This window comes from Streptomyces sp. NPDC048277 (assembly GCF_040652235.1).
Lineage (GTDB): Bacteria > Actinomycetota > Actinomycetes > Streptomycetales > Streptomycetaceae > Streptomyces.
The window spans coordinates 224,911-241,646 of record NZ_JBEZLQ010000008.1 but is presented as its reverse complement, the minus strand read 5'-3'; the positions used below and the strand labels follow the sequence as shown (position 1 = coordinate 241,646).

16 protein-coding genes are annotated in these 16,736 nt (G+C 71.6%); 5 read left to right on the top strand and 11 right to left on the bottom strand.

Annotation, left to right across the window (positions count from 1 at the left end; genetic code table 11):
* The first annotated feature begins 140 nt into the window (after window positions 1-140).
* From AB0D85_RS19885 to AB0D85_RS19875, 3 genes are all read left to right on the top strand, one after another.
* Complete coding sequence (locus AB0D85_RS19885; RefSeq protein ID WP_362321770.1) at window positions 141-1,394, top strand: FUSC family protein; 1,254 nt, start codon at window positions 141-143, stop codon at window positions 1,392-1,394.
* 36 nt (window positions 1,395-1,430) lie between these two features.
* On the top strand, window positions 1,431-2,474 hold the full coding sequence (locus AB0D85_RS19880) for a hypothetical protein (protein WP_362321768.1): 1,044 nt from the start codon (window positions 1,431-1,433) through the stop codon (window positions 2,472-2,474).
* A 107-nt stretch (window positions 2,475-2,581) separates the two neighbouring features.
* Window positions 2,582-3,781 carry a lactonase family protein gene (locus AB0D85_RS19875; RefSeq protein ID WP_362321766.1) on the top strand — a complete coding sequence of 400 codons (1,200 nt, stop codon included), beginning with the start codon at window positions 2,582-2,584 and terminating at the stop codon, window positions 3,779-3,781.
* Here the strand turns inward: AB0D85_RS19875 and AB0D85_RS19870 are convergent.
* Window positions 3,749-4,480, bottom strand: coding sequence for a DUF2470 domain-containing protein (locus AB0D85_RS19870; RefSeq protein WP_362321764.1), 732 nt, complete (start codon window positions 4,478-4,480; stop codon window positions 3,749-3,751). The genes AB0D85_RS19875 and AB0D85_RS19870 overlap by 33 nt on opposite strands.
* Window positions 4,481-4,581: 101 nt before the next feature.
* The gene (locus tag AB0D85_RS19865; RefSeq protein WP_362321762.1) at window positions 4,582-5,187 is read right to left on the bottom strand and encodes a TetR/AcrR family transcriptional regulator; all 606 of its coding nucleotides are present in this window, start codon (window positions 5,185-5,187) and stop codon (window positions 4,582-4,584) included.
* A 108-nt stretch (window positions 5,188-5,295) separates the two neighbouring features.
* On the opposite strand from AB0D85_RS19865, the gene AB0D85_RS19860 reads away from it, so the two are divergent.
* Entirely contained in the window at window positions 5,296-6,834 is a 1,539-nt protein-coding gene (locus AB0D85_RS19860) for a cytochrome P450 (RefSeq protein ID WP_362321760.1), read from the top strand.
* Here AB0D85_RS19860 and AB0D85_RS19855 read toward each other — a convergent pair.
* Both AB0D85_RS19855 and AB0D85_RS19850 read right to left on the bottom strand, forming a co-directional pair.
* On the bottom strand, window positions 6,793-7,626 hold the full coding sequence (locus tag AB0D85_RS19855) for a pentapeptide repeat-containing protein (protein WP_362321758.1): 834 nt from the start codon (window positions 7,624-7,626) through the stop codon (window positions 6,793-6,795). The two genes, AB0D85_RS19860 and AB0D85_RS19855, sit on opposite strands and share 42 nt — an antisense overlap.
* A gap of 9 nt (window positions 7,627-7,635) precedes the next feature.
* Window positions 7,636-8,550: an AraC family transcriptional regulator gene (locus AB0D85_RS19850; RefSeq protein WP_362321756.1), complete on the bottom strand. Its 915-nt coding sequence runs from the start codon at window positions 8,548-8,550 to the stop codon at window positions 7,636-7,638.
* A gap of 158 nt (window positions 8,551-8,708) precedes the next feature.
* Between AB0D85_RS19850 and AB0D85_RS19845 the strand changes: the two genes are divergently transcribed.
* Entirely contained in the window at window positions 8,709-9,791 is a 1,083-nt protein-coding gene (locus AB0D85_RS19845) for an aldo/keto reductase (RefSeq protein WP_362321754.1), read from the top strand.
* Between the two features lie 29 nt (window positions 9,792-9,820).
* Here the strand turns inward: AB0D85_RS19845 and AB0D85_RS19840 are convergent, their stop codons facing one another.
* From AB0D85_RS19840 to rhaS, 7 genes are all read right to left on the bottom strand, one after another.
* Window positions 9,821-10,111 carry a hypothetical protein gene (locus AB0D85_RS19840; RefSeq protein WP_362321752.1) on the bottom strand — a complete coding sequence of 97 codons (291 nt, stop codon included), beginning with the start codon at window positions 10,109-10,111 and terminating at the stop codon, window positions 9,821-9,823.
* A 196-nt stretch (window positions 10,112-10,307) separates the two neighbouring features.
* The gene (gene sigJ, locus AB0D85_RS19835; RefSeq protein WP_362321750.1) at window positions 10,308-11,204 is read right to left on the bottom strand and encodes an RNA polymerase sigma factor SigJ; all 897 of its coding nucleotides are present in this window, start codon (window positions 11,202-11,204) and stop codon (window positions 10,308-10,310) included.
* A 108-nt stretch (window positions 11,205-11,312) separates the two neighbouring features.
* On the bottom strand, window positions 11,313-12,614 hold the full coding sequence (locus AB0D85_RS19830) for an alpha/beta fold hydrolase (protein WP_362321748.1): 1,302 nt from the start codon (window positions 12,612-12,614) through the stop codon (window positions 11,313-11,315).
* A 96-nt stretch (window positions 12,615-12,710) separates the two neighbouring features.
* The gene (locus AB0D85_RS19825) at window positions 12,711-13,736 is read right to left on the bottom strand and encodes a LacI family DNA-binding transcriptional regulator (protein ID WP_362321746.1); all 1,026 of its coding nucleotides are present in this window, start codon (window positions 13,734-13,736) and stop codon (window positions 12,711-12,713) included.
* Window positions 13,737-13,847: 111 nt separating this feature from the next.
* Window positions 13,848-15,272, bottom strand: a complete 1,425-nt coding sequence (locus AB0D85_RS19820; RefSeq protein ID WP_362321744.1) for a BNR repeat-containing protein — start codon at window positions 15,270-15,272, stop codon at window positions 13,848-13,850.
* Window positions 15,273-15,299: 27 nt separating this feature from the next.
* Window positions 15,300-15,620, bottom strand: a complete 321-nt coding sequence (locus tag AB0D85_RS19815; protein WP_362321742.1) for an L-rhamnose mutarotase — start codon at window positions 15,618-15,620, stop codon at window positions 15,300-15,302.
* Window positions 15,621-15,637: 17 nt separating this feature from the next.
* Window positions 15,638-16,720: a rhamnose ABC transporter substrate-binding protein gene (gene rhaS / locus AB0D85_RS19810; protein WP_362321740.1), complete on the bottom strand. Its 1,083-nt coding sequence runs from the start codon at window positions 16,718-16,720 to the stop codon at window positions 15,638-15,640.
* Between the last annotated feature and the right edge of the window lie 16 nt (window positions 16,721-16,736).

The window sequence follows — 16,736 nt, the reverse complement described above, 5'->3', positions numbered from 1 at the left end:
CGGGGCGTCCGGTTGCCGGTGTCCGGGCGCGGCCTTCGGAAACGCTCCGTAATCCGCTCTGGTCATCCAGGCACTAGCGCGCGTGAGTGATCTGTGGAAAATACGTTCGACGTGACACACGAGCGGGAACAGGCCAAGAGATGCAAGACGTACAGAAGTGGGCCGAGAGGCTGCCGCAACTGCGGCGGCTCCATCGGGACCCGGTGGTCGTCCAGACGCTGCGATCGGCCACCGCGGCCACGATCGCGTATGTCGTCGCGCTCCGTCTGAGTCCGGAACCGGCGCCGCTCACCGCCCCGCTGACCGCGCTGCTGGTCGTCCAGGTGACCCTGTACGCCACGCTCACCAACGGCTTCCGCCGGGTCAACTCGGTGGTGGCCGGTGTGCTGGTCGCCATCGCGTTCAGCCAGCTGGTGGGGCTGACCTGGTGGAGTCTGGCCCTGCTGATCGTGGCCTCGCTGGCGGTGGGGCACCTGGTGCGGGTCGACGAGTACATCCCCGAGGTGGCGATCAGCGCCATGCTGGTGCTCGGGGTCACCACCATCAGCAGTACGGCCTGGGCGCGGATCGTGGAGACCCTGATCGGCGCGGTCGTCGGGATGGCCTGCAATTTCCTGCTCCCTCCCCCGGTGTGGGTGGACGAGGCCGGGGAGTCGATCGAGGGGCTGGCACGCCGGCTGCGGCAGTTGATGCTGCGGATGGGCGACGAGGCGGTGGAGCTCACCCCGTGGCAGCGGGCGGCGGAGCGGCTGCACGAGGCCCGCAGGCTGGACCACGCCATCGTCGAGGTGGACGCGGCGCTGCGGCAGGCCGAGGACAGTCTGCGGCTCAATCCGAGGGTCAGGGAGGGGCTGCTGCACCGGGTGGTGCTGCGCACCGGCCTGGACACGCTGGAGATCTGCACGGTCGTGCTGCGGGTGCTGGCCCGCACCTTCACGGACCTGGCCAAGGCCCGCGAACCCGAGCCGCTGTTCGCACCGGACGCGGGGGCGGCTGTGGAGCAGCTGCTGTCGCAGATCGCCGACGCCGTGGTCAGCTTCGCGGTGCTGGTGACCACCAGCATCAGCGAGAGCGCCGAGTCGGCCGAGGCCCGGCTCGCCGCCGAGCTGCACACCGCGGCCGGCACCCGCGACAAGCTCGCCGAACTGCTCCAGGAGGAGATCCGCCGCGACGACCGGAACTGGCAGCTGCTCGGCGCCGTCCTGACCGAGGTCAACCGGCTCCTCGACGAGCTGGACACCGAGCACCGCACCCACCGGCTGCTGGAGGAGCTGGACCGGGTCTCCGGCGAGCAGCGCGCCAAGCTGCCGCGGCTGACCTGGCTGCGGGAGCGGGTGGGCGTACCGGAGAAGCTGCGGCGGAACCAGGCCGGTGGCGCGGGGCGTTCTCGGTGAAGAACGGGGACATGAACGGGAAAAGGGGGTACGCCGATGACCGACGCGGCGGTACGGATCGACGGGAACGCACTGCGGCTGCCGGGCGGCGTGGCGGTGCGGTTCATGCGCACGCTGCGCCTGCCGGAGACGGGCACGCATGCGCTGCCGCCGGGGCTCGGTGAGTTCCCGGTCCGGCGGGTGGCCGACTTTCCGGACACGGTGCCCGCGGAGTGGCGGGCGCGCGGCGGGGTGATGCTGCCGGTGTATCTGCGCGAGGCGATGTGGCTGAACTTCGCGGGTACGGCGCGGCCCGCGGCGCTCCAGGTCGGCGTCGGCAAGGTGTGCGCGGTGTCCGGGGAACCGTGGAGCGACCGGCTCGCGCAGCAGCCCCAGAACTACCTCGCCCTCCCCCGGCAGCCCTGGCTGGACGGCATCAACTCCGGAAAGGGCACGGTCCGCCAGTTCGTGGCGGTGCCGCTGGGGCTCGGTGCCACGGTGGAGGGCCAGGTCACGGGCGAGGAGGTGTGGGGCGGGGTCCAGCTCCAGACGTTCCCGCTGACCGAGGAGGCGCTCGCCGAGTACCACCGCCAGGAGCGGAGGCGGCGGGAGCGGCGGCACAGGATGCCGGCGGCCGGCGCCTTCGGCATGCCGCCGCAGATGGCGGCGCCCGCGCCGGGAGCGGCGCCGATGAGAAGGAAGTCGGCCAGGACGGCCGGGACGGCCATGGGTCTCGGGGTCGGCGGCTCGATGCACCAGGAGGTGTACCAGGACGACCGGCCGCTGCGGGACTGGGCCGAAACCCCGACCGGACGTGTCTTCGTCCACCTGGTCACGCCCCCGGAGTGGCGCCGTATCACGGGCGAGGCGCCCCCGCCGTCGCCGGTGGACCGGGCGGCGTACACCCGGGCGGGGCTGCCCTGGTTCGACTACTTCGACGAGGACGCCGAGGACGTCGCCCCCACGGACGCCCTGGCGGCGGTCAAGCCGGTCGGCGACTGGCTCGGCGACGACCTGGAGCCCTGGCAGCAGCCCACCCCGGGCCAGGTGATCCCGCTCAAGGACGCGCCGGGCAAGCCGGTGGAGGACGGCGACTGGTGACAGCCGTTGCATGGGGCGCAATGGCCGTTGCCCGTCTTGCTTTTAACCTTTGGTCCGGGCCAAGGTTGCTGTCACGACCGGGGTGACCGACGACCTGAGGTGCGGGCATGGGCAGTGGTACGGAAGTGACGGGCGAGGGCTGGAGCAGGCGCCGGTTCGTCGGTGCGCTGGCGGGCGCGGCCGCGGTTGTGGCGGTCCCGGCGCCGGCGGCACCGCCCGGGGAGGCGGGGACTGCGCCGCGGCCGACGCCCGAGGCCCCGGCGAAGTCGCCCGCCACCGCCCGCCCGCTCTACCTCGGCACCTACACCTCCGTGGACGGCGGCGGCACCGGCATCGGACTGGCCGGCTACGACCCCGCGACCGGCGAGATCACCGGAGCCGGCACGCTCACGGGCGTCGCCGACCCCTCCTACCTGGCCGTCCATCCGAACGGCCGCACCCTGTACGCGGTGAACGAGCGCACGGACGGAGGTGTGACCGCCGTGCGCCTCGCCGACCGGAAGATCCTCGGCAGCCGGAGCACGGGCGGGTCGGGCCCCTGCCATCTCTCGGTCCACCCGAGCGGGCGCTGGCTGCTGAGCGCCAACTACACCTCGGGCAGTGTGGCCGTGCACCCGATCGACGCCACGGGCGCCCTCGGCGAGCGCACCGACCTGGTCAGGCACTCCAGCCCGGCGCCCGGACCGGGTCAGCAGGGCCCGCACGCCCACCAGTTCATCACCAGCCCCGACGGCGGCCATGTCCTCGCCGTCGACCTGGGCACCGACACCGTCTACAGCTACCGACTGGACCTCGCCGAGGGGACGCTCACCGAGGTCGCCCAAGCACACACGAGGCCGGGGACGGGGCCGCGCCATCTGACCTTCCATCCGGGCGGGCGGTACGCGTACCTGGCCGACGAGGTGGACAACACGGTCACGGTCTGCGGCTACGACCGGGCCACCGGCCGCCTGGCCATCGGCGCGCCGCAGTCCACCGCGAGCCCCGCGGGCGTCACCAACTACCCGGCGCAGTTCCTGGTCACCGCGAACGGCGCCTACGCCTATCTGGCCAACCGGGGCGACAACACGCTCGCGCGGTACGCGATCGAGGCCGACGGGGCCCGGCTGCGGCTGCTGGACACGGTGCCGGTGCACGGGGACTTCCCCCGGCAGATCGCCTTCTCCCCGGACGGCCGGCTGCTGTTCGCGGCGAACCAGCGGTCCGGCACCGTGAGCGTCTTCACCGTCGACGCGGGCAGCGGTGAACTCCGGCTCGCGGGCGAGCCGTTCGCGTCACCGGTCGCCGTCTGCGCGCTGCCGCTGTAGCGTCCGCGGGCAGGAGGCGGCGGCACTGGCCTGCGCCAGCAGGACGTGCATGCGCTCGGTGAGCTGGGCGACGTCGTCGGCGGGCGCGTGGAAGGTCAGCCGTACGTCGCCGTGGGCGCGGGTGCGTTCGATCCGCAGGGTGAGTCCGTGCCGGTCGACGGCGAGGGGCTGGACGCGGGTCGCGGCGTGCAGGCTCTCGGGTTCGACCAGCCGGGTGAGCCGCTCGACGGCGTCCGGGTGGGCGTCGGCGAGGTGGGTCAGCAGTTTGGCCTCTGCCCCGGCCAGCGGGTCGGGGTTCGCGGCGGCGAACTCGTCGAGGTCGACGACCACCGCGCCGGAGGGCCTGCGCAGCACCACGCGGGTGGGGTGGAAGACGAGCTGCCCGTCGGCAGGGGCGAACCAGCCGGCCATCCAGAGCCGGGCCCGGATCCGGTTGCGCACCGGGACGGGTGCCACGTCGGCGAACTCCAGCACCGCGGACGGCTCGCCGCGCGGGGCGCAGATCGCGGCCACCAGCAGGGCGCTGTCCTCGGGCACGTGCAGCAGCACGCGGCCGTCGTCGGCGACGGCGTGTGCGCCGACGAACTCCTCGCGTCCGCCGTCCGCCGTCACCCTGCACGACCATGTGGTGGCCAGCAGCGACCGGGCCTGCTCGGCCGCGCCGGGTCCGGCGGCCCAGGCTGCCTGTTCGTCACCCATCCCGAAACCTCCTTAGGTAAGCCTCACCTAACCTATCGAAGATCGAGGGGTACGCCAAGCACGGGATGCGTCACATGGGTGAAGAAGAGTCCGGAACGTGCTCAGGAGATGACGCCCAACAGCGCCCGCGCACACAGATCCCGCACCTGCTCCCGCGTCAGCTCCTCGGTCCGCAGCCACTCCAGGCAGACATGCGTGGTGAAGGCGAGCCAGCCGCGCACCGCCAGCCGGGCGTCGGGGCGCTGTTCGAGGGCGGGGCCGAACTCGGGGTCGGCGGCGAGGGCGGCGAGGATCTGGCGTTCCTGGGCGGCCTGGGCCCGCCGGTAGACGCGGCGCACGGCCTGGTCGCCGGAGGCCTCGGCGCGATGGAAGGCACGGAAGCCGTGTGCGTGGGTGTGGACGTAGTCGAGGTAGACGTCGAGTCCCGCGGTGAGCTGTTCACGGGCGGGCACGCCGGGCTCGGCCGCCGTCATCCGCAGCATCCGCTCGCTCTCCCGCTCCACGACCGCCGCGAAGAAATCACGTTTGGTCGGAAAATAGTGGTAGAGCAGGCCTCGGGAGACACCCGCGATCTCGGCGACCTGCTCGATCCACACGTCGTCGTACGGGCTCTCGGAGAAGAGTCCGGCCCCGACCGAGAGGAGCTGCTCACGGCGTTCCGCCGTGCTCATCCTGCGGCGGCTGCGCTCACTCCGGTTCGCGACCATGTCCGCACTTTACTTGACGTGGATTCAACAACGGGACGAGACTGAAACCGCTTATTGAACCCACGTACAACTAGCTCAACCTGCCGCAGCATCGAGGGAGATCGCGTCATGGCGGAGACGGTCACGCAGAGGGCGACGGGGGCGGGCGGCCCGCTGCCGAAGGGGTTCCGGGGTGCCGAGCAGGGCTGGCCCGAGCTGCACCGAATACCCCACCCGCCGCGCCGGCTGCCGCTCCTCGGCGACATCCTGGGGGTCGACCGGCGCACGCCCCTCCAGGACTCGATGCGCTTCGCCCGTGAGCTGGGTCCGGTCTTCCGGCGCAAGGCGTTCGGCAACGAGTTCGTGTTCGTGTGGGGCGCCGAGCCGGCCGCCGACATGGCCGACGAGGCACGGTTCGCCAAGCATGTGGGCCTGGGTGTGGCCAATCTGCGCCCGATCGCCGGGGACGGGCTGTTCACGGCGTACAACCACGAGCCGAACTGGCAGCTGGCGCACGACGTCCTGGCGCCCGGATTCAGCCGGGAGGCCATGGAGGGCTATCACGCGATGATGCTGGCGGTGGCCGGGCGGCTGACCGACCGCTGGGACCGGGAGCTGGCGGCCGGCCACTGGGTCGACGTGCCCGGGGACATGACCAAGCTGACCCTGGAGACGATCGCCCGCACCGGGTTCGGGCACGACTTCGGCTCGTTCGAGCGGGACCGGCCGCACCCCTTCGTGACCGCGATGATCGGCACGCTCGTCTACGCGCAGCGCCTCAACAGCGTGCCCGGGCCGCTGGCCCCGCTGATGCTGCGGCAGGCCGCCCGGCGCAACGCGGCCGACATCGACTACCTCAACCGCACGGTCGACGACCTGGTCGAGGAGCGCCGTAGGACCGGCCGCGCGGACGGCGACCTGCTCGACCGGATGCTGGAGACCGCGCATCCGGAGACCGGGGAGCGGCTGTCCGCCGAGAACGTACGGCGGCAGGTGATCACCTTCCTGGTGGCGGGCCACGAGACCACCTCGGGCGCGCTCTCCTTCGCCCTGCACTACCTCTCCCTGCACCCCGAGGCCGCGGCCAGGGCGGCGGCGGAGGTGGACCGCGTCTGGGGCGACACGACGATGCCGAGCTACGACCAGGTCGCCAAGCTCCGCCATGTGCGCCGGGTCCTCGACGAGTCGCTGCGGCTGTGGCCCACGGCTCCCGCCTTCGCCCGCGAGGCCCGCCAGGACACGGTGCTGGCCGGGGACCATCCGATGCGCCGGGGCGCCTGGGCGCTGGTCCTCACGGCGATGCTGCACCGGGATCCCGAGGTCTGGGGCCCGGACCCCGAGAGCTTCGACCCGGACCGCTTCGACGCCAGGGCCGTACGCTCCCGGGCCCCGCACACCTTCAAGCCGTTCGGCACGGGCGCCCGGGCCTGCATCGGCCGCCAGTTCGCCCTGCACGAGGCGACCCTGGTCCTCGGCCTGCTGCTGCGGCGGTACGACCTGAAGGCCGACCCGGACTACCGTCTGAAGGTGACCGAGCGGCTGACGCTGATGCCGGACGGGCTGCGGCTGCGGCTGGAACGGCGCACCCCCGCCCCGGCGCCGGTGCCCGTGCCGGAGGCGCCCGCGTCAGAGGGCGGCGGCTGTCCAGTGCACGGGGCGGGTGACTGACCCCGGCAGCCGGGTCCCGGCGCTCCCCCGGGCCGCGTCGAGCTGCGGCTGGGTCAGGAAGAAGGCGCCCGTGAGATCCGCGTCGGTGAGGTCGGCGTCGCGCAGGTCGGCGCCGATCAGATCCGCGTCCCTCAGGTCCGCGCCGGTGAGGTCGGCGGCTATCAGGTAGGCGCCGCGCAGACTGGCACCGCGCAGGTCGGCGCCCCTGAGCCCGGCGCCGATCAGGTCCGCGCCCCGGCGGTCCTTCCGCCGGCCCCGGACGCCCGCGCGGACCAGTTCACTCGTCCGGAGCAGCAGCACATCGACCTCCTGCCGGTGCGCGGCCACGTCCAGGGCGGCGAGTTCCTCGGGTGTGCGACGGGTGAGTTCCCCGGTCCTCTCCAGCAGCTCCCTCAGCCCGGCGTGGACGGGGCGGGCGGCCGGCAGGTCCAGCGCCTCGGTCAGGTACCAGAGCAGTTCGTGCAGCTGTCGTACGACCGGAAAGGCGTCGAACATCCGGCGGGCGTGCTCCTCGGACCCGGACCGCCAGTCCTGCCCGCCGAAGGTGACCTGCGAGACCTGCTGCCCGGCGCCGAAGCAGTCGTAGACGGTGCAGCCGCCGAACCCGCGCTGCCGCAGCTCGGCGTGGATGCCGCAGCGGTGGTCGCCGCCGAGGTTCCGGCAGGGCGTCCCGGCGGGCTTGGTGACCGCGAAGTCGGCCGAGGCGGTGAAGGACAGGGCGACGCAGCAGAGCCCGAAGCAGCGGGCGCAGTCCCCGCGCAGCCGAGCCCGTTCGGATATCTGTTCTGGCATCCGTCCACCCTACTGACCTGCGAGGACCTCCTCATCCGCCGTTCTCAGCAGTGCCGCGTCCGCCCCCGGCGGCCGGCCGAACTGGCGCCGGTACTCGCGGCTGAACTGGGAGGCGCTGTCGTAGCCCACCGCGTAACCGACGTCGGCCACGTCGTCGGTGCTGCTCATCAGGCGCAGCCGGGCCTCCTGGAGCCGGATGTGCTTCTGGTACTGGATCGGGGTCATCGCGGTGACCGCGCGGAAGTACCGGTGGAACGGGGAGGCGCTCAGGCCGGTCATCCGGGCGAGGTCCTCGATGCGCAGGGCGTCGGTGTAGTGCTCGCGGATGAAGCGCACGGCCCGGCTGATCTGGGTGAGCCGGCTGTCGGCGAGGCCGATCTGCCGGACGAGCGCGCCCTGCTCGCCGGTGATCAGCCGCCACAGGATCTCCTTCTCGATCATCGGGGCGAGGACCGGGATGTCGGCGGGCCGGTCGAGGAGCCGGACCATCCGGACCACGGGGTCGACCAGGTCGGCGGAGGCGTCGCCGACCGCGAGCGCGGGCAGATCCGTGCGGCGGCGCACGGTGCCGGTCCGGGGGTCGGCGCCGGACTCCAGCAGCAGCGAGGCGATGCGCGCGGGCCTCAGGCGGAGGCCGAATCCCAGGAAGGGCCGCTCGGGGGTGGCGCGGGTGCAGTGGCCGCTGACCGGCAGGTCGACCGAGACGACCAGGTACTGGCCGACCTCGTAGTCGTAGATCCGGCCGCCCAGCGTGAGCCGTTTGGCGCCCTGGGCGACGAGCGCGAGGACGGGGTCGGCGATGCCGGAGCGGGGTCCGGTGGGCCGCTCGGCGCGGGTCAGGCTGAGGCCGTCGATCGCGGGGACGGCATCGGCGTCGCGCGGGGCGTGCCGGTCGATCAGGGTGCGCAGTTCGTCGAGGGACACGCTCGATTCAACCGCCGACCGGGACCGGACGCCAAGCCCGCCTCCGGAAACCCGGCAGGATCGTGCAAGCCACCGGCGTGATCGCCCTAACGTCGCCGCAGCTCAGCCTGGTTTGCTCAAGGAGCCGGAAACCCCACACACCTTCCAAGGAGCATGTCATGGCACTCGACGCGTACGTCGGTCTCGGCAGGTCGGGGCTCAAGGTGAGCCCCTTCTGCCTCGGCGCGATGAACTTCGGCGAGGACGGCGGCTTCGGCTGCTCGGTCGAGGAGTCGGAGAAGATCCTCCAGGCCTATCTCGACCGCGGCGGCAACTTCATCGACACCGCGAACTTCTACACCAACGGCCACTCGGAGGCGATCCTCGGCGACTTCCTCGCCGCCCGCCCCGGGCAGCGCGACCGGCTGGTCCTGGCCACCAAGTTCTTCGGCAACCTGCACCTCGGCGACCCCAACGGCGGCGGCGCGAGCCGCAAGGCGATCGTCGGCCAGCTGGAGGACTCGCTGCGCCGGCTGCGCACGGACTACGTCGACCTGTACTGGCTGCACAACCACGACTGGGCGACCCCGGTCGAAGAGACCCTGCGCACCCTGGACGACCTGGTGACGGCCGGCAAGATCCGGTACGTCGGATTCTCGGACACCCCGGCCTGGTTCACCGCCAAGGCGCACACCATGGCGCTGCTGCGCGGCTGGACTCCGGTGACCGCCCTGCAGATGGAGTACTCGCTGCTGGAGCGGACCATCGAGGGCGAGCTGATCCCGCTCGCCGAGGACGCGGGGATGGGCCTGCTGCCCTGGAGCCCGCTCAAGAACGGCTATCTGTCCGGGAAGTACCGCAGGGACCGGGACCTGCCCGCCGACGCGGCGCGGGCCGCCCTGCTCGGACAGCCCAGCGAGGCGCAGTTCACCGTGATCGAGGCCCTGGCCGCCGTCGCGGAGGAGGCCGGCGCGAGCCCCGCCGCCGTGGCGCTGTCCTGGGTCCAGCACCGCCCCGGCGTCACCTCCACCCTCATCGGCCCGCGCACCCTCGCCCATCTGGAGGCCAACGTCGCCGCCCTGGACGTACACCTCACCCCCGGACAGACGGCGCGGCTCGACGAGGTGTCGGCACCGGCCCTCAACTTCCCCCACGCCCTCAACCGCCAGGTCGGCGCGATGCTCAAGTACGCGGGCGCCACGGTCGACGGGGTGCCGAGTGCGGTGTACCCGCCGCTGCTGGGGAGCGGTGCGCGCTACTGATCCGGCCCCTGGGCCGGAACCCGCCTGGCTCAGAAGGCCACTCCGTCGACACGTGTGATCTCGAACGTGGTCGGGTTCCTGTCCGTCGGAGGCGTGTTCGCCCCCGCCGAGGCCTGCCAGGTGCCCACTCGGCCGTCGGGGAGGCGAAGCCCGAATTCCGGGTTGCCGGCGATCTCCGACCAGACCTCCGCGGAACGGATGGTCATGGTTCCCGCCCAGTATGGGTCGCGGCTCCCGTCAGGCCCTTGTCGGACGTCGATGCGTACCGGCGCTTCGCCCGCTTCGGTGACGGCAGTCGCAATGCCGTTGTAGTGCGTCATGCCCGCACAGGTTAGCCAATCCGGGCCGGAAACTCACCGATGTGTTTCCGGCTTTGTGGAGGTCCTCTCATCCAGCGGAAAACAAGCTCGGCTACCACTGAGGCAGGAGCCCGCAGGACAGGAGACGGACCATGTGCAGGCATCAGCCCCCGTGCCCCGGCACCGACCACCCCGGCCGCCGCCGTCCGACCGTCGGTCAGTTCTCCTGGGCGGGCACGTCCAGGCGGTCGAGTCGCTCGGGGTCGGCGAGGATGTACATCTCGGTGATCCGGCCGTCGGCGACGGTGACCGCCATGACCGACAGCGGACGTCCCCCGGGCGCGGTGACCATCCCGACGGTGCCGTTGACCAGCGCGAGCCATGCCTGGTCCGCGAACTGCCGGAAGGTGAGCGCCTGTTCGGCCACCGTCTTCGCCCCGTGCACCACCTTGGAGGCGGCCGCGCCGCGCACCAGGGCGCCCGAGTCGACGCGCAGCACCACGTCCGGGTGCAGCAGCGCGACCAGTGCCTCGAAGTCGCCGCCCCGGGAGGCGGCCAGGAAGGCGTCGAGGACCTGGCGTTGCCTGCCCAGGTCCGGGTCGGCCGACGGGGTGGCGCCCTGCACCCGGCGGCGGGCCCGGCTGGCCAGCTGCCGGGTCGCCGCCGAACTGCGTTCCACGATCGGCGCGATGTCGTCGAAGGGCACCGCGAACAGGTCGTGCAGGACGAAGGCCAGCCGCTCGGCGGGCTCCAGCGTCTCCAGGACGATCAGCAGGGCGAGGCCGACGGAGTCGGCCTCGAGCACCTCCTGTTCGGGGTCGATGCCCGACAGCGGACGGATCACCGGGTCCGGGACGAACGTCTCGTCCATCGGCTGCTCGCGGCGCGCCGTGCGGGTCCGCAGCAGGTCGAGGCAGACCCGGCCGACGACCGTGGTGAGCCAGCCGCCAAGGTTCCTGATCTCCCCGGCCTCGACCCGTCCGAGCCTCAGCCACGCCTCCTGGACGGCGTCCTCGGCCTCGGTCGGCGAGCCGAGCATGCGGTAGGCCACCGCGCGCAGACGGTCCCGGTGCTCCTCGAAGCGGTGGGCCAGTTGTTCCGTCTCCATCGTCATGTCCCCCGTTCGTGCCGTCGGTCGACTGCGGGTCCGTCGTGCCCGGTCGCGCCCACGCGGCGGTAGCCGCATATCGACGCAGCCCCGCGCCCCTGTGGGGCGCTCGTTTCAGGCCTCGTCCGCTGCCAGGGCGAGCAGGCGGTCCAGGACGCGCGGCGCTCCCGTGCGCAGTCCGTCGTGTTCGAACTCGTCGGTGACCCAGGTGCGCAGGCCCCGGACGGCCCGGGCGGTCGCCAGCGAGTGCCTGGTGTCGACGTACATGTCGTCGTGGTAGACGGCGGCGGCGACCGGTACCTCGTTGGCGGCGAGGCGGGCCGGGTCGTACAGCGGCTGCCAGTCGGTGCGGGCGGCGAGCAGTTCGGCGGTCTCGCGCAGGGGGCGCAGGGCCGGGTCGGTCTCGAAGACCCAGGGGTGCACGGTCTCGCCGGTGAAGAGCACCGGGGTGTCGCCCGCGAGCGCCTTGGCCGCGTCGAACTGCGGGAACTCGGCGCGCACCCGCTCGGCCGCCCAGGCGGTGGGCCGGCTGTCCTGCCCGTAGACCGGCTCGTGGACCAGGGCGTACAGCGGGTTGCTCGCGTACGACAGCAGGCCCTGGACCTGCTCCTGGAAGGCGTCGGAGAGCTCGGGGCCGGCCGGGGTGCGGACGAAGGCGTCCTCCAGGAGGAAGTGCAGGCGGTGGCTGCCGTCGCTCATGCCCAGCATCAGGCCGAGGGACTGGAAGGCCTCGACGGTGAGCCGGTAGCCGTTCGGCAGCACCACCTCGTGGTCGAGGAGGTGCTCGGCGATCCGCCGGACCCGCTCGACGTCCTGCGGGTAGCGGTCGTAGTGCGCGGCGACCTTGCGCTCGATGCGCGGGTAGGCGGCGCGGTAGACGTCGTCGGCGTGGGCGTCGAGGGAGGGCAGACCGCCGGTGATGACGGAGGTCCTGAGCCCCTCGGGGAAGAACGACAGGTACGTCACCGTGCAGAAGCCGCCGAAGCTCTGGCCGAGGGTGGTCCAGGGGGCGCCGCCGGTGAGCTGCGGGCGGATCGTCTCGCAGTCCCGGACGATCGAGTCGGCGCGGAAGAGGGCGAGGTGGTCGGCCTGGGCGGCCGGGCCGCCGCGCAGCGGGAGCGTCTGCCGGTTCAGGGGCGTGGAGCGGCCGGTGCCGCGCTGGTCGAGCAGCAGGACGCGGTACTCCTGAAGGGCCCGGTCGAGCCAGGCCTGCCGTCCGACGAAACGATTCGCCCCGAAACCGGGCCCACCCTGCAGATACAGCAGCCAGGGCAGCTCCTTGCCCGCCTTGTCGCTCGCGACCGCCTCCCTGGCGTACAGCTCGATGGTCTCGCCGCCGGGGTCGGCGTGGTCCAGGGGGACGGTGAAGTGGCGGTCGGTGAGGACGACGCCGGGCTGGCGGTAGCTGAGGCTCAACGGTTCTCCCGGGACGGACGGACGGTCGCGTCCCAGTTCAGCACACGCCGGGGGCCCGGCCACCCCTGGGATCATGAAACGTTACTGAATCCCTGATCAGCGGGCGGCGAGGCTGGAGCGGCGGACCACCAGCTCCGGCTGGAGCACCACCCGGCGGTGTTCGTGCGGCCGCTGTCCTTCGCGCTCCTCGGTCTCCTCCAGGAGGAGGTCGGCGGCCAGGGCGCCCATGGTGACGGCCGGCTGCCGTACGGAAGTCAGCGGTACGGCCGCCGCGGCGGCGAACTCGATGTCGTCGTAGCCGACGATCGCGAGGTCGTCCGGGACGACCACCCCGGCCGCGTACATGGCCTGGAGCACCCCGAGGGCGAGGAGGTCGTTGGCGCAGAAGACGGCGGTGGGCCGGTCGGCGAGGCCCAGGAGACGGGCGCCCGCGTCCCGCCCGGCGGCCACGTCGAGCCGCTCGGTCGGCAGCTCGCGCAGCGCGTCGGGGCCGAGCCCCGCCTCGGCGAGGGCGTTGAGCGCGCCGGTGCGCCGGTCGCGGACCTGGTTGAACCCGGGCGGCCCGCTGACATAGGCGATCGAGCGATGCCCGGCGTCGACGAGATGGCGGACGGCCAGCGCCCCGCCGGCCACGTCGTCGACGCTGACCGAGCACTCGGTGGTGCCCTCGGCGACCCGGTCGACCAGGACGAAGGGGATGCCGTGCCGGCGGAAGCTCTCGATGTTGCGGCCGGTGGCGTCCGCGGGGGTGAGCAGGACGCCCCGGACCCGCTGCTCGGCGAAGAGGGCGAGGTACTCGGCCTCCTCGCCGGCGTTCTGCGCGCTGTTGCAGACCATCACACCGAGCCCGGCGTCCCGCGCCGCCCGCTCGGCGCCGCGGGCCACGTCCACGAAGAAGGGGTTGCCCATGTCGAGGACGAGCAGGCCCATGATCCGGCTGCGGCCCGCGCGCAGCTGGCGCGCGGACTCGCTGCGGACATAGCCGAGCCGGTCGATCGCCGACTGCACCCGCGCCCGCGTCTCACTGGCGACGGTGTCCGGGCGGTTGATGACGTTCGAGACCGTGCCCACCGAGACTCCGGCGGCGCGGGCGACGTCCTTGATTCCCACCGACTGGGCCATCGGGCAAAGACCTCCAGGGAAACGCGGGCGGCGGGAAGACCTTCACACCGGGCGGGAAGAGCACAACGGGAAGGGCTTCACATTACGACATGACTCGCACACCGGGCCGGGTCAGGCGGGCAGGGCGAAGTCGACGACATGGAGCGCGGACGGTGTCGTACCGCTCGATGTCTCCTGGTACATGAACGAGAGCACGTTGTCCGCCCCGACCCGCATCTCGTCGATCACGACCTCGCCGAAGGCGTTCAGGTCGCTGCCGTCGTACAGCAGCGCCCAGTCCGTGTAACCGGAGGACTTCGAGGCGCCCGCGATCCGGCCGTAGGGGAAGACGGCGTAGGCGTTGTCGTACTTGTCCAGGACCAGTTTCGTCCGCTGGCTGGAGTTCAGTACGACGGGGATCTCGGTCTTCTGCCAGGTGCCCGAGGAGTTCTTGCGGACGTGGAAGGCGCGGCCGTTGGCGGTGCGGTCGGCGACGTAGTCGGTGGTGCACTGGCCGAAGCGGCCGGGGACATAGCTGATGATCGCGTGCGGGAGGCCGGTGGAGTCGGTCCACTGGCTCTCCTGGTTCATCAGGGAGTGGTCGGGGTTGAGGGAGTCGACGACCAGTCCGGAGTCGGTGACGGCGACGGTGTCCGAGGTGCCGGTGGTGGCGACCAGGGCGCCGGCGTCGTTGCGCCAGGTGCGCCCGCGGTCGGTGGAGTAGACGTAGCCGGTGTCGTGGTTGGTGATGCCGCCGCTGTTGCACATCACGGCCGCCGACTGCTCGCGCCAGGTGAAGAAGGAGTGCAGCCGCCCGTTGACGTCGTAGTCGATGCCGTGCAGATACATGTTCCGGGCGGTACTGGAGCCGTGCGAGCTGGTGTACGTCCCCGTCGAACTCGTCCACTCGCCAAGGGCGGTCCAGCTCGAACCGTCGTACTCCGCGAGGGCGTTGCGGCCGTTTCCGGAGATCCCCACCCGGTAACTGAGCTGCAGCTTCCCCTCGGGCGTGGAGACGAACTGCGGGTACGTGAACTGCGAGGTGAGCGACACCCCGTCGAGTGAGGTCTGTACGGCGCCGAAGACGGCCGAGGTCCAGGCGGTGGAGCCGGGGTTGTCCAGCAGCCCGGCGACCGACTTCACGTAGAAGAAGCCGTCGCTGTGCGAGTCCATGTTGATGTGGAGCCGGCCGTCGACCTTCGACACACCCATGGAGATGACGTTGTGCGAGTCGCTGGACTTGAGCTGGTGGGAGAGGGTGACGGTGGACCAGGACGAGCCGCCGAGCACCCGGCGCCCGATCACCGCGTAGCCGGTCGAGGTGTACCAGCCGGCGTACTGGTAGCCCTTATAGGTGAACAGGCCGTTCTTCTGGAAGGAGTTGTTGTTGACCAGGCCGTCGTAGGACACGAAGAAGACGGCCTGGGCGTCGAGTTGGGTGCTCTGCTGCTTGTTCACCGACGGTCCGGGGTCGGCCGCGCGGGCGGTGCCGGCGGCGAGGGCGGGGGTGGCCACGGCTCCGAGGAGGGCGGCACCGAGCACGGTACGTCTTTTCACGAGCGGCTCCTGAGGGGACGGGGTGCGTCAGGCGAGGTGGAACACTTCGGTGAGCGGTTTCATCGCCTCGTCGGGACGGGCGCCGTCGAGGGATTCGAAGAAGGGGCCCATCTCGGCCTGCCAGCGGGCGTTGACCTCGGTGGCCTCCATACCGGCCAGGGCGGCATCGAAGTCCTCGGTCTCCAGATAGCCCACCAGCAGGCCGTCGTCGCGCAGGAAGAGCGAGTAGTTGTGCCAGCCGGTGGCGGAGAGCGCTGCGCGCATCTCCGGCCACACGGCGGCGTGGCGTTCGCGGTACTCGGCGAGGCGGTCCTGCCGGACCTTGAGAAGGAAACAGACGCGCTGCATGAAGTACCGCTCCCGCTCTAGAAGTTGAACTGGTCGATGTTCTTCGCGTCGAACACGGTCGGCTTGCCGAGGTTGATCACGCCGTCCTTGCCGATGGTGTACGTGGTGTCGCCGGCCTTGAAGGTCTCGCCCTCCTTGCCGGTGATCTGCCCGGAGACGAGCGCGACGGCGGTGCGGGCGGCGAGGTCGCCCAGCTTGGCCGGGTCCCACAGCTCGAAGGCGTCGACGGTGCCGTTCTTGACGTACTGGCGCATGTCGTTGGGCGTGCCGAGACCGGTCAGCTTGACCTTGCCCTTGTACTTGGAGCCGGACAGGTACTGGGCGGCCGCCTTGATGCCGACGGTGGTCGGGGAGATGATCCCCTTGAGGTCCGGGTACTGCTGGAGCAGGCCCTGGGTCTGCTGGAAGGACTGCTGGGCGTCGTCGTTGCCGTAGGCGACCTTGACCAGCTTGACGTTCTTGTACTTCGGGTCCTTCAGCTCCTCCTTCATGAACCCGATCCAGGTGTTCTGGTTCGTCGCGGTCTGCGCGGCGCTGAGGATCGCGATCTCGCCCTTGTACCCGATCTGCTGCGCGAGCAGCTGCACCTCGGTACGGCCGAGGTCCTCGGCGCTGGCCTGCGAGACGAAGGCGTTGCGGCAGCCGGCGTTGGTGTCGGAGTCGTAGGTGACGACCTTGATGCCGTTGCTCATGGCCTGCTTGAGCCCAGTGCACAGCGCGCCGGGGTCCTGCGCCGACACGGCCATGGCGTTGACCTGCTGCTGGACGAGGGTGTTGACGTAGGAGACCTGGCCGGAGGTATCGGTCGCGCTGGAGGGGCCGACCTCCTTGTACTTGGAGCCCAGCTCGGTGAGCGCCTTCTCGCCGCCCTTGTCGGCGGAGGTGAAGTAGGGGTTGTTGACCTGCTTGGGCAGGAACCCGACGGTCAGCCCCTTCTTCAGGGCCGCGTTCGGATCGGCCTTGGCGGTCGAGGTGGCCGCCGACGACTCGTCGCTGCCGGAGTTGTTCTTGGTCGTGCCGCCGCAGGCGGTGGCGGCGAGTGAAAGGGCGGAGACTGCGGCGAGGGCGATCGAGGCACGCCGGAGGGATGACTTACGCATAAGGGGTTCCTTTTTG

Coding starts and splice junctions, on each gene's coding strand:
- AB0D85_RS19870 (WP_362321764.1), bottom strand. CDS start 4,480: ATGGGTGACGAACAGGCAGCCTGGGCCGCCGGACCCGGCGCGGCCGAG.
- sigJ (WP_362321750.1), bottom strand. CDS start 11,204: ATGACGATGGAGACGGAACAACTGGCCCACCGCTTCGAGGAGCACCGG.
- AB0D85_RS19825 (WP_362321746.1), bottom strand. CDS start 13,736: ATGGCCCAGTCGGTGGGAATCAAGGACGTCGCCCGCGCCGCCGGAGTC.
- AB0D85_RS19875 (WP_362321766.1), top strand. CDS start 2,582: ATGGGCAGTGGTACGGAAGTGACGGGCGAGGGCTGGAGCAGGCGCCGG.
- AB0D85_RS19840 (WP_362321752.1), bottom strand. CDS start 10,111: ATGACGCACTACAACGGCATTGCGACTGCCGTCACCGAAGCGGGCGAA.
- AB0D85_RS19880 (WP_362321768.1), top strand. CDS start 1,431: ATGACCGACGCGGCGGTACGGATCGACGGGAACGCACTGCGGCTGCCG.
- AB0D85_RS19885 (WP_362321770.1), top strand. CDS start 141: ATGCAAGACGTACAGAAGTGGGCCGAGAGGCTGCCGCAACTGCGGCGG.
- AB0D85_RS19815 (WP_362321742.1), bottom strand. CDS start 15,620: ATGCAGCGCGTCTGTTTCCTTCTCAAGGTCCGGCAGGACCGCCTCGCC.
- AB0D85_RS19855 (WP_362321758.1), bottom strand. CDS start 7,626: ATGCCAGAACAGATATCCGAACGGGCTCGGCTGCGCGGGGACTGCGCC.
- rhaS (WP_362321740.1), bottom strand. CDS start 16,720: ATGCGTAAGTCATCCCTCCGGCGTGCCTCGATCGCCCTCGCCGCAGTC.
- AB0D85_RS19865 (WP_362321762.1), bottom strand. CDS start 5,187: ATGGTCGCGAACCGGAGTGAGCGCAGCCGCCGCAGGATGAGCACGGCG.
- AB0D85_RS19845 (WP_362321754.1), top strand. CDS start 8,709: ATGGCACTCGACGCGTACGTCGGTCTCGGCAGGTCGGGGCTCAAGGTG.
- AB0D85_RS19860 (WP_362321760.1), top strand. CDS start 5,296: ATGGCGGAGACGGTCACGCAGAGGGCGACGGGGGCGGGCGGCCCGCTG.